The sequence below is a fragment of the Iodidimonas sp. MBR-22 genome, assembly GCF_029946565.1.
GTDB lineage: Bacteria > Pseudomonadota > Alphaproteobacteria > Sphingomonadales > Rhodothalassiaceae > Iodidimonas > Iodidimonas nitroreducens.
This window is the reverse complement of record NZ_JARKVQ010000017.1, coordinates 43668-54542: the sequence shown is the minus strand read 5'-3', so window position 1 is coordinate 54542 and position 10875 is coordinate 43668. Positions and strand designations below refer to the sequence as shown.

Here is a 10875-nt window from a genome sequence, read left to right as displayed (position 1 = left end):
ACCCTGCTGCGGTCTATCCCCGGAATCGGACCCGTTGCCGCCGCAACCCTTAGCGCCCTCATGCCCGAACTCGGATGGCTCTCGCCTAAATCCGTCGCTGCCATGGCGGGTCTCGCGCCGTTCAATGTCGATAGCGGCCAGTTTCGCGGCAGGCGCATCATTAAAGGCGGCAGACGGCGCGTCCGCGAAGCCCTCTATATGGCCGCCGTCAGTGCCATTCGCTCAGCCCATCGCTTCGCTCAAATCTATAAAGCCATGATCAATGCCGGAAAACCAGCCAAAGTCGCCATCATCGCTATCGCCAGAAAAATCCTCGTCACCGCAAATGCAATCATCCGCGATAAAAAACCATTCCATCCATGAACCAATAACACAGTTGCCGGGTCAAGCCCGGGATGACGATATTTGTGGCCCGGAATGTCGAAAAAAGGGCTGGAAATGCCGTCTAACCCCCGACGGCGGCCATCAGATTAGGCTCTGCATCCGAAGGCAGATACATGCCGCGCTGGCCACGCACCGGGCGAAAGCGATCAGTGATCCCCAAAACCGTTTCAGCCGCCCCTAAAAACAGGGTGCCATCTGTTGGCAAAAGGCCGCGCATCCGATCCAGCACATTGGATTTTGTGGGTTGATCGAAATAAATCAGAACATTGCGGCAATAGATCACATCAAATTTGCCTAGGGCGGCAAAATTATCGAGCAGATTGAACTCCCTGAAGGTGACCATCTTGCGAATATCTTCCGACAGACGCCAGATATCCCCTTCCTGGGTGAAATGCTTCATCAAAAGCTGGATAGGCAGGCCTCTTTGCACCTCGAATTGCGAATAAACACCATCGCGTGCCTTTTGCAAAACAGGCCGCGATATATCGGTGCCCACAATCTCGATGGTCCAATCCCGCCACTTGGCTTCCTGCTTTTTTAATTCAAAGGCAAGGGAATAAGGCTCCTGCCCTGTGGAACAAGCCGCGCACCAGATGCGGATTTTTTTGGTCGTAGCCCGACGTTGATACAACATCGGGAGAACCTGATCCCGAAACAGATCAAAGGGCGTGCGATCACGAAAGAAAAAAGATTCATTCGTGGTCATCGCCTCAGTCACATCCCGCAACAGGGTTTCCGATCCTGAGCGCCGCATTTCCGCGATCAAGGCATCGAGACTATCCATGCCCGAGCGCCGGGCCAGCGGTGTCAATCGCGATTCAAGCAGATACACCTTATCGGGATTGAGGGTTAAACCCGAACGCCGCTTCAAAAGGCTGCTGAGAAAATCAAAATCCTGAGGCTTCATGGGTTTCCTCTCAGGCTTTTTATAATGATATCCGGGATTTCGGACAGCGGCGTCACCGCGCTGCATAATCCCGCCGTGGCCACCGCCCCTGGCATCCCCCATACGACACTCGAAGCCTCATCCTGGGCAATCAGCGTGGCACCGGTTCCCACGAGGTCTCGCGCGCCGCGCAAGCCATCATGTCCCATTCCGGTCAAAATCACAGCCAATGTCCGTGCGCCATAAAGACCGGCCACACTGCGGAACATGGGATCCACAGACGGCCGACAGAAATTTTCCGGTTCGTTTTGATCAAGTCCCAAAACAATCCCCGCATCACCGCGACGCATGGTCATATGATGATTGCCGGGGGCGACATAAATATGCCCGGGCAACAGCTTTTCGCCATCTTTGGCCTCAGCAGACGGCAGGCCCGAAGCCCGCCCCAAATGATCGGCCAAGATAGCGGTGAACGTGGCGGGCATGTGCTGAACCACCAGAACCGGCAGATGCTTCACCGCATCCTTGATCCCGGTAAACACCTGAATCAAGGCCTGTGGTCCGCCTGTGGACGAGCCGATCACCAGAATTTCGGGCCGGGATTTGGATGGCGCGCGCAAAGTGATTTCGCGCTCGCCAACCCGCGTGGTTCGCAGCGCTCCTGCCGATGGCTCGACCCCACGCGCGGGCCGAACCGTGGCGGGCCGGGATGCCGGCTCGTCGCCCCGGCGCGCCACCACCTGATAGCTTGATCGTGCCCTTACCGGCGCAGTTGTTGCCGCCCCTTCGCGCAGGCTGGGCACACCCCCAGGCGTTTGGCCGCCGGGCATTTCCTGACGCAACGCCCGCCGCCGCGCTGCCGCATAAACCTTGACCTTTTCCACCAGTTCCTGACGAAAATCGATATTGGCATTCACCGCCCGGGTGGTTTCCGGCTTTGGCACATAATCAGCAGCCCCAAGCTGCAGGGCGCGCAGGGAAATTTCCGCATTTTTCCGGGTCAGGGTCGATGCCATCACCACCCGCACATCGGGATCGGCCTCAAGAATTTTCGGCAAAGCCGTCATGCCATCCATTTCCGGCATTTCGATATCCAACACCACAACTTCGGGCTTGGCCGTGTTCATCGTGCGCAAAGCCATGATGCCATTCGATGCCGTGGCAACGACCTTGATGGCTCCATCCTGCTCAAGATAACGCACAAGAAAACCGCGAATGACAGCGCTGTCATCAACGACCATCACACGGAAGGGATCTTTCACTTTCGCGTTGTCCTGTGTTCGATCAGAGCCATTCAAAATACTTGACACATTTACAATCCGGTTAATCTACATCAATCCGACTTGAGCAAATTTGGCTTCAATAATTTCACGATCAAAAGGCTTCATGATATATTCATCGGCCCCTGCTTCCATGGCCAGACGAATATGGTTCATGTCATTTTCTGTGGTGCAAAAAACCACGATGGGCTGTTTGAGATTGGCGCGCCCCCGAATGGCCTTGAGAAATTCGAGGCCATCCATGACCGGCATGTTCCAATCCAACAACACCACATCAGGCAGCATCCGTTCGCAGGCTTCCAGAGCGTCTTTCCCGTCAACCGCTTCTTCGATTGAGAAATCCATTTCCTCAAGAATGCGACGCGCCACCCGTCGAATGACTTTTGAATCATCTACCACGAGGCAGGATTTCATAGTTCGGCTCCGTTCCCTGTTGCGATCACGCCTTGCGCTTTCAAGCGGCAGCCGATGATTCTGCGCTGCCCAGCACCGTTTCAACATCGAGGATCGCCAGCAATTCGCCATCAAGCCGATAAATCCCTCGGCTCACCTCCCGCCAACGCTGATCCATGGTCACTGGATTTTTTTCCATAACCTCTTTCTCAAGATTGAGAACGTCACCCACGCGATCGATCTGCAAGCTATAAGGCTCGCCACGAAATTCAACGACGATGCTCATATCTTTACCACCATCGGTGCGTTTCCCAAAGCCCATACGTTCCCGCATATTGATCGCCGTAACAATCCGCCCACGCAGATTGAGAACGCCCGAAACCCAGGCCGGGGCCAAGGGAATGCTGGTGATTTTCTGTGCGCTCAAAACATCCTGCACCGAAAGTACGGGGATGCCCAAAAGCTGGCCCTCGAGCCGCATGGTCACGAATTCATGTCCTAATGAAGATGCCATTTTCAACCCTTCCTGATCTTATGTTCACGCTTAGGCAGCATCGCCTTGCAGCTTTAATTGCTGAGACAAACATTCCAAAAGCGCCTTGCGGTCGAATTTGGCGATATAGTCATCAAAGCCCACAGCCCGCCCGCGTTCCAGATGTTTGGGGCTGGAAAAGCTCGACAGGGCCACCATCGGGGTGTGCGCCCAGTGACCATCCTTTTTCAAAATACCCGCCAATTCAAAGCCATCCATGCCGGGCATATCGATATCGGAAATGATCAGATTGAAATGCTCACCCTTGTCGCGCAGATCGATGGCGGCCTGCGCATGATCAACACAGGTGAGATCATAGCCAGCCACCTTCAAAAGCGGTTTCAGCATATTTCTGAAGAAAGCACTATCATCAATCAGCAGAATGCGGGTGCCGCGTTCGGGGGCAACACCGCTATTCTGATCGCGGGATTTCAGCCAATCGTCAAAAGCCTGGCTTAAATAATAGGCGACATCGATCACCTCGGTCGCCTTGCCGCCGATGATCGCCGAGCCCACCATCCCCGGCTTGCCGGAAACGATCTTGATATCGGCATGATCCTCTACGATGTCGAGAATTTCATCCACCGCCAAACCCATGGTATAATCGCCATCGGTAAAGACCAGAACAGCCTGCCGCCCCTCGGTTTTAAGGCCCGAAAGCCCATCCGCCAGAACGATCGGCATCAAAGCCCCACGATATTGCACCACATGGCGGCCATCCGAGAGTTCGATCTTGTCCACTTCGATATCTTCAAGGCGTGCCACCAGGGGCAAAGGCACGGCTTTGCGGCTTTTCGCCCCCGCCCCGAAAAGCAGCAGCGATTCCGATTCATCCTTAATGGTCAATTGATTGGCAGCTGCCTTTTCGTCTACAGCACCGCTTTCCTGAACCACGCCGGAATTGGTCCGCTCGGCAATGCCATTGGGATCGAGAATCATGATCACGCTGCCATCACCCAGAATGGTATTGCCCGAATAAATCGACAGATCCTTGAGGATCGGGGCCACCGGCTTCACTACGATTTCTTCGGTATCATAAACCTGATCAACAACGATGCCGAAGGTGAACGCCCCCACTTGGCTGACGATGATGAAATCATCCGAAGGGGCATCTTTATCCGCTACTTTCTTATCAGCATCTTGGGCCTTCTGATCCGATGCGCCATCAGCAGATTTTTTAAAGCCCAGAATATCATTGAGATAAACCAGCGGCAGCAATCGATTACGCAGCCGCAAAACCGGAGTGTTCTTGATCCGCTCGATACGATGATCGCTGCCATCGGCGGCCCGCACCAATTCCAGAACACTGATCTGAGGAACGGCGAAACGCTCGCCAGCAGCGGAAACGATCAGGGCCGAAACGATGGCCAGGGTGAGGGGGATCTTGATCTGGAAAGTCGTGCCCTTGCCTTCCACCGATTTCATATCGATGGTACCGCCAATTTTTTCGATATTGGTGCGCACCACATCCATGCCCACACCACGCCCGGATACGCTGGTCACCGCCGCAGCGGTTGAAAAGCCCGCATGAAAAACGAATTTCTGGATCTGAGCTTCCGACATATTGGCAAGCTCGGCTTCCGATGCCAGCCCTTTTTCCAGCGCCTTCTTGCGGATTTTATCGGCTGCGATACCGCGTCCGTCATCGCGGATTTCGATGATGATATGGCCGCCTTCATGATAGGCGTTCAAAACGATGGTGCCATGCTCGGTCTTGCCCATCGCCACCCGTTCGGGCGGGGTTTCAATGCCATGATCGGCCGAATTGCGGACCATATGGGTCAGCGGGTCCTTGATCAATTCCAGAACCTGCCGATCCAGCTCGGTTTCCGAGCCGCGCATATCCAATTCGATCTTCTTGTCGAGATCCATCGACAGATCACGCACGATTCTTGGCAGCTTGGCCCAGGCATTGCCAATCGGCTGCATCCGGGTTTTCATCACCCCTTCCTGCAATTCCGTGGTGGTTTGCGAAAGCCTTTGGATCGGCACATTGAATTCGCTGTCTTCTTTTTCGCGCACCATCTGCAAAAGCTGATTGCGGGTCAGCACCAGTTCGCTGACCATATTCATCAGATCTTCAAGCAGATCCACGGAAACCCGAATGGATTGGGAGGTGCGTTTTTCAACCGATCCGCCCCCGCCATGATCATGATCATCATTGGCGGCGCCAGCACTGGCCTTCACCTTGGTCACATGCTTTTCAGAGGCCGCCAGCGCCGCATCGCGCACCAGTTCAAGGCTCATAACGGCATCATCACACACATCCGCCGCCAGCTTCACTTCTTTGAAAACGGCCTTCATCTCAGCGGCCAGCACATCGAATTGATCATTGCCAAAGCCCGGCTGCCCGATGATCGAAGCCATCACATTATTGGACGAGCTTTCATCTTCCTTGAAAAGCGCGGTGAGCAGGCCAAGAAATTTGGCTTTCCGCAAATCATCGGGAATAACGCTGAAAAAACTGCCGATTTTCGCATGACGCGGCAGACGATTGGCCAGCAAATGCGCCATCACCGCAATCGCATCCTCGCCCCCTGCGCGCTCAAACAGGCGCGCCCCGGCCATCGGCTTGGGCGTTGCTTGGGGCGCGGATGGCTGATCAGGCTCATCATCGGGGCCGGGGGCCTCCATGAAGGCACGCTCAAGCTCATCGAGGGCCACCTCGCCGGGTTTGAGCGGACGCCCAAGGCCAGCATCAGGATCAAGGCCGGCATCCGCCAGCGACGCATCCGGCTCGGTTGAAGCAACGATTTCCGGCGCTGTAGCAGGCTGAGAGGGAGGCTTGGCCGCGGCGCCCTTTCCTTCGGCAATGGCATCAAGACGGCCGATCAGCGGCCCATCGTCGCCTTCGGGCTCGGTTTCTGTTTGTTCAAGACCACTGAGGATTTCCTTGATTCGATCAAGGCTTTCCAGAACCACGGTCACCGCTTCGGGGGTGACCAGCAATTCGCCATCCCGGAATTTGCCCAGCACATTTTCCGAGGCATGGGCCACCGATTCCAGCCGTGGCAGGCCCAGAAAGCCGCAGGTGCCCTTGATGGTATGCACAAGGCGGAAAATATTATCCAGAACGCCTTTATTATTAGGGTCTTGTTCCAGCTTCACAAGTTCCACATCGACCACATCGATGCTTTCTGCGGTTTCGGTCAGGAACTCATTCAGAAGGTCGTCCATGTGGTATATCCTTATGAAGCCAGCAGAAAAGTCAGGACAGGGCCGGATTTTTCACTGCCAGCCTTTCGCTTTTGCTTGAAAAACAAGGGCAGGAAAAATCAGACGCTGCATGAGCGCAGGCTGACAAGATCGCGCGAAACAATTAAAAAGCTGTAAAACATAGCCGTAAAACAAAGCGCCCCATCTGCGCAAAAGGGCGCTTCATCTCAATTATTTGGGCTGATTTCAAAGGGAGATGCGAAACAGAATACGATCTTCTTGAGACGAATCGATTTGCAGCCGAGCCGGAATATCTCGTGCGACGATTCCCGCCAGATAAGCCGGTGCCGTGCGCGGCTCCAGATCTGCCTCAGAAAGCTTGCCTTCCAGGGCTTCGCGGGCGGCCGAGGAAAACAGAACACGCGGCCCGGATGCAGACACTTCGATCACTTGGCCCGTCTCGTTTCCGGAGCTTTCAATCCGCAAAACACCGCCGCGCACCAGCCCTTCTCCGGCCAATAAAGCCAGATTGAGAATTAATTTCAGCGCATCCTTGGGCAGGCTGGGGCTTTGGATCTGCCATTCCAGCGTTATTTTGGAATCCTGCAAAAAAGCCTTCAGCGCCTTTTCCCCATCGCGCGGATCGACCATCTTGCCAAAGCCGCCACCGGCCCCAAAGGCCAAGCGGAAAAATTGCAGGCGATTGGCGGTTTGCCGCGCACTTTGATCCAAAAGGCTCAGCACCTGCAGGCGCATCTCATCATCATGCTCATCGGCCAGAACCTCAAGCCCGTTCGACAAAGCCCCCACCGGACTGACGAGATCATGGCATAAGCGCGAGCATAATAATGCGGCAAAACTCACAGACGACATCGGCCCCCCTTCCCTTTCGACATGGGTGATTTTTTTCGCGCACCCCGGAACTTGCCATTGCATATTGGGGCAAGTCGCTTCAACACTCCACCATATTCGGTAAGAAGAGTCGTCTCAAAACCATCAGAAAGCGCCCTGCCCGTGACATTTTCAACCCATCATCCCCATCCCCCATCGCCTGCCCCTGATTTGGCGGGCGATCTTCCCGCCTTGATCATGGCTGCCATCGAGGCCGGCGAGGAAATCCTCGATGTTGCCAAAAGCGCGATCAGCGTGCGCAAAAAGGATGATCATTCCCCGGTGACCGAGGCCGATGAACGCGCCGAACGGGTGATTTTGGCCTGTCTTACCAACCTCACCCCCTCATGGATGGTGATTGCCGAGGAAAGCGCCGCCGCCGGTGGCCTGCCTGATCGGGTGAGCGGCCCTTTCTGGCTTGTGGACCCGCTGGATGGCACCAAGGAATTTTTAAAAGGCGGCGATGATTACACCGTCAATATCGCCCTGATCAAAGACGGAAAGCCCCAGCTTGGGCTGGTTTATTGCCCGGCAAAGCGCCGCCTTTTTGTGGGCGATATCCGCACCGGCGCGTGGCAGGCCGATATTTCAAATAACAATGAAATAGGCCCCAAACACGCCATCACCTGCCGCCCCTGCGCCACGCCCCCCACCCTTGTGGCCAGCAAATCCCATCGCAATGCCGAAACCGATGCTTATCTGGCGCATTATCCTGATGCCCCACTCACCTCCATCGGCAGTTCCTTGAAATTCTGCCTTCTAGCCACCGGCGAAGCGGATATCTATCCCCGCCTTGGCCCAACCATGGAATGGGATACGGCAGCCGGCCATGCCGTGCTTTTGGCAGCGGGCGGGGCCATGGTCGATGATCAGGGGGCGGATTTCCGCTATTATAAACCCGGCTTTAAAAATGGCCATTTTCTGGCCTGGGGGGATCGCAGCTTCACCCCTCGACCGCTGCGCTGAAAACGACTTCATCCTTTAAGCCGGGCGGATGGTTTCCTGAAAAGCGATGGGCTGGCCATGGGCCGTGCCGATCAATTCATCATCGCGCATCACCACCCGCCCGCGCACAATCGTCGCCACGGGCTTGCCGATCATCTCCATACCGGTGAAGGGGCTCCAACCGCAGCGGGCGGCCAGCCAGTTTTCTTCGATGGTCCACTGGCGCTTCAGGTCCACAAGGCTGAAATCGGCATCATAGCCCATGGCCAGCCGCCCTTTGCTGCGCAGATTGAATAATCGATTCACTGATGTGCTGGTCAGATCCACCACCCGTTCAAGGCTCAGCCTGCCATTGGCGGCATGGGTGAGCAGCAGGGGCAGCAGGGTTTGCACCCCCGGCATACCGGAAGGCGATTGGGGATAAGGCAGCGCTTTTTCGTCAAGGCTGTGGGGGGCATGATCGGAGCCGATCACATCCACAGTGCCATTCAGAACTGCCGCCCATAATGCCTCCCTCTGCGCCGATCCCCGGATGGGTGGGTTCATCTGGGCAAAAGTGCCGAGCCGGGCATAGGCGGTTTCCGCATCCAATGTCAGATGCTGGGGCGTGGTTTCCACGCTGGCAATATCCTTGTTGGCGGCAAGAAAGGCCATTTCCTCACCCGTCGTGATATGCAAAACATGAATACGCCGACCCGCCCGCCGTGCCAGAGCCACGATCCGCCGGGTTGCCCTGAGCGCGGTTTCCTCATCGCGCCAGATGGGATGGCTGGCCGGATCGCCCACCGCCCGGTGCCCCTGACGGGCCAGAAGGCGTTCTTCATCTTCGGCATGAATGGCCACCCGCCGCCGCCCTGATTGCAAAACCCGCAACAAAGCCTCGTCATCGCTGACCAGAAGATCCCCGGTGGACGATCCCATGAACACTTTCACCCCGCAGCATCCTTCATGCAGTTCGAGATCGGCCAAGCTTTCGGCATTATCGCCCGTGGCCCCCACATAAAAGGCAAAATCACACCACATCCGATCTTTTGCCCGGGCAATTTTATCGGCCAAAGCCGATGCCGTGGATGTGGATGGTTTGGTATTGGGCATTTCAAAAACCGCCGTCACCCCGCCCATCACAGCGGCGCGGCTGCCGCTTTCCAGATCTTCTTTGTGTTCATTCCCCGGCTCGCGGAAATGCACCTGGCTATCGATCACCCCGGGCAGCAGATGCAGCCCCTTTGCATCGATCTCCTCGGCCGCAGTAACGGCACCGATCTGCCCCAGCCCTGTGATGCGGCCCTGATCGATGGCCACGTCGCCCACCGCGTGCCCGGCATGGGAAACCAGTGTGGCATTGCGGATGACCAGATCAACCTGACGGCCCATAATGTTGTCTTCCCCTTCATCTGATGATGTTCAAACTTGAATGAAGCCTCCATCATCCATAGATCATGCAAGCCCCGCCATAAAGATCAAACCGGAACAGGACCGCAATCATGAACAGCTTTGCCCATCGTCTCCCCGATCGCGCCCTGTTGTCGATCAAAGGGCCGGAAGCGCGGGATTTCCTGCAAGCCATCCTTACCCAGAATATCCACGCCCTTTCCCCCGATAAAGCGCTTTATGCCGCCCTCCTCACTCCGCAGGGCAAGATGCAGTTCGATTTCTTTTTGAGCGAAGCCGAGGATGGCAGCATTTACCTTGATTGCGAAGCCGGGCAAAAAGCCGATCTGCTGCGCCGCCTGATGCTTTACCGCCTGCGCAGCAAGGCCGAGATCACCGACCGCAGCGATGATTTTGATATCTGGGTTTTATCATCCGATATTTTGGCCGATATTTTGTCGCAAGAAAATTTGCCGCAATGGCCTGCTGTGGGCGATACAGCGGGGGCGGCGGCGTCTTTCCCCCAGGGGGTGATCTATCGCGATCCCCGCCATCAGGGGATCGGCCTGCGGGCGATCCTTGGCAAAAATGCGGAGAGCCCGGCCCCCATCGATCCATCCGCGCAGAGCTATGAAATCCGGCGCTTGGACTTAGGCCTTCTGGATGGCAGCCGCGATTATCTGGCCGATAAAACATTGGCGCTGGAAGCCAATCTGGACCTGCTCAATGGCGTTGATTTCACCAAGGGCTGCTACATCGGTCAGGAACTCACCGCCCGCACCAAGCATCGCGGCAAAATCCGCAAGCGCCTGCTGCCCGCGATCATCAAGGGCGGCGCCCCCGCCACAGGCACCCCAATCGAGAAAAACGGCAAGGCCGTGGGGGAAATCCGCAGCCATGAAGGGGATCGGGCCATCGCCCTCATCCGTATCGAGGATCTGGATAACCCCGATCTGCTGGCCGATGGCCGCCCTGTGCAGATCATTCATCCTGATTGGCTGGACGAAGGCAAGCAATCCGCTTAAAATGAGCCATCA

The 10875-nt window shown here is 56.1% G+C and carries 10 protein-coding genes; 3 read left to right on the top strand and 7 right to left on the bottom strand.

Going from position 1 to position 10875, the window contains the following annotated elements:
* Nucleotides 1-363 (top strand): transposase (locus QK300_RS11945; protein WP_281302313.1); only part of this gene is annotated, 363 nt, incomplete at its 5' end.
* Between the two features lie 82 nt (nucleotides 364-445).
* Here the strand turns inward: QK300_RS11945 and QK300_RS11940 are convergent.
* The 6 genes from QK300_RS11940 to QK300_RS11915 form a co-directional block, all read right to left on the bottom strand.
* Complete coding sequence (locus tag QK300_RS11940) at nucleotides 446-1291, bottom strand: protein-glutamate O-methyltransferase (RefSeq protein ID WP_281301965.1); 846 nt, start codon at nucleotides 1289-1291, stop codon at nucleotides 446-448.
* Nucleotides 1288-2511 (bottom strand): chemotaxis response regulator protein-glutamate methylesterase, encoded by a 1224-nt coding sequence (locus tag QK300_RS11935; protein ID WP_348651891.1) that lies wholly within the window; start codon nucleotides 2509-2511, stop codon nucleotides 1288-1290. Before QK300_RS11935 ends, QK300_RS11940 begins: the two co-directional genes overlap by 4 nt.
* Nucleotides 2512-2598: 87 nt before the next feature.
* Entirely contained in the window at nucleotides 2599-2964 is a 366-nt protein-coding gene (locus tag QK300_RS11930) for a response regulator (protein ID WP_042084901.1), read from the bottom strand.
* Between the two features lie 40 nt (nucleotides 2965-3004).
* Nucleotides 3005-3457, bottom strand: a complete 453-nt coding sequence (locus QK300_RS11925; protein WP_042084899.1) for a chemotaxis protein CheW — start codon at nucleotides 3455-3457, stop codon at nucleotides 3005-3007.
* Nucleotides 3458-3487: 30 nt separating this feature from the next.
* A complete protein-coding gene (locus tag QK300_RS11920) occupies nucleotides 3488-6652 on the bottom strand; it encodes a chemotaxis protein CheW (protein ID WP_281301963.1) in 3165 nt (1054 codons plus the stop codon).
* A 225-nt stretch (nucleotides 6653-6877) separates the two neighbouring features.
* The gene (locus QK300_RS11915) at nucleotides 6878-7504 is read right to left on the bottom strand and encodes a histidine phosphotransferase family protein (RefSeq protein WP_281301962.1); all 627 of its coding nucleotides are present in this window, start codon (nucleotides 7502-7504) and stop codon (nucleotides 6878-6880) included.
* Between the two features lie 141 nt (nucleotides 7505-7645).
* Here QK300_RS11915 and cysQ point away from each other — a divergent pair, with 141 nt between their 5' ends.
* Nucleotides 7646-8488, top strand: a complete 843-nt coding sequence (cysQ, locus tag QK300_RS11910) for a 3'(2'),5'-bisphosphate nucleotidase CysQ (RefSeq protein ID WP_281301961.1) — start codon at nucleotides 7646-7648, stop codon at nucleotides 8486-8488.
* A gap of 15 nt (nucleotides 8489-8503) precedes the next feature.
* Here cysQ and QK300_RS11905 read toward each other — a convergent pair whose 3' ends face one another.
* Entirely contained in the window at nucleotides 8504-9841 is a 1338-nt protein-coding gene (locus tag QK300_RS11905) for a dihydroorotase (protein ID WP_281301960.1), read from the bottom strand.
* 110 nt (nucleotides 9842-9951) lie between these two features.
* On the opposite strand from QK300_RS11905, the gene QK300_RS11900 reads away from it, so the two are divergent.
* Nucleotides 9952-10863: a hypothetical protein gene (locus QK300_RS11900; protein ID WP_281301959.1), complete on the top strand. Its 912-nt coding sequence runs from the start codon at nucleotides 9952-9954 to the stop codon at nucleotides 10861-10863.
* Nucleotides 10864-10875 lie beyond the last annotated feature (12 nt).

Coding starts and splice junctions, on each gene's coding strand:
- QK300_RS11940 (WP_281301965.1), bottom strand. CDS start 1,291: ATGAAGCCTCAGGATTTTGATTTTCTCAGCAGCCTTTTGAAGCGGCGT.
- QK300_RS11935 (WP_348651891.1), bottom strand. CDS start 2,511: ATGGTCGTTGATGACAGCGCTGTCATTCGCGGTTTTCTTGTGCGTTAT.
- QK300_RS11930 (WP_042084901.1), bottom strand. CDS start 2,964: ATGAAATCCTGCCTCGTGGTAGATGATTCAAAAGTCATTCGACGGGTG.
- QK300_RS11925 (WP_042084899.1), bottom strand. CDS start 3,457: ATGGCATCTTCATTAGGACATGAATTCGTGACCATGCGGCTCGAGGGC.
- QK300_RS11920 (WP_281301963.1), bottom strand. CDS start 6,652: ATGGACGACCTTCTGAATGAGTTCCTGACCGAAACCGCAGAAAGCATC.
- QK300_RS11915 (WP_281301962.1), bottom strand. CDS start 7,504: ATGTCGTCTGTGAGTTTTGCCGCATTATTATGCTCGCGCTTATGCCAT.
- QK300_RS11905 (WP_281301960.1), bottom strand. CDS start 9,841: ATGGGCCGTCAGGTTGATCTGGTCATCCGCAATGCCACACTGGTTTCC.
- QK300_RS11900 (WP_281301959.1), top strand. CDS start 9,952: ATGAACAGCTTTGCCCATCGTCTCCCCGATCGCGCCCTGTTGTCGATC.